Annotated in this window: 1 protein-coding gene; it reads right to left on the bottom strand. The window is 41.8% G+C overall.

Annotation, left to right across the window (positions count from 1 at the left end):
• On the bottom strand, window positions 1–459 hold a 459-nt coding region (locus BIV59_RS22545; protein WP_170846234.1), incomplete at both ends, for an MFS transporter.

The raw sequence follows: 459 nt of genomic DNA, 5'->3' as shown, positions 1-459 counted from the left end.
GAGTACCGAATAAGTACATCGGCTTTCCTGCTCCAAAGGACTGAAGCAGATATCCTCCAAGCAGCGGCCCTAAAACATTGCCGAGCCCATTGAAACCCATTGCCCCAAAGTAGGTTCCTTTTAAAGATGGATCGGCAATTTCATCAATAAAAATATCAGTCATGCTAAACATGAGAACTTCACCGACTGTAAAAAGAAGAATAAGGACGATCAGGGATGCAATGTTATGTGCAAATCCAAACCCAATCAGTGATACGCAAATGACAAAATTCCCTGTCATGATGGACACCAGAGGTGATAATTTCTTTCCAAGCTGTACCAGCGGATATTGGATCAGAACGACCGCTACAGCATTCAAGGAGAGAAGATAAGAAAATACCGCCACACCATTTTCAAATGAAGACTCTGAAAAATACTGAGGAAGTGTCGAATTGAACTGGGAAAAACCTATGATGGAAA

The sequence above is a fragment of the Bacillus sp. MUM 13 genome (assembly GCF_001866725.1).
Lineage (GTDB): Bacteria > Bacillota > Bacilli > Bacillales > DSM-1321 > Peribacillus.
Note: the sequence above shows the minus strand (reverse complement) of the source record. Positions and strands in the feature narration are given on the sequence as shown.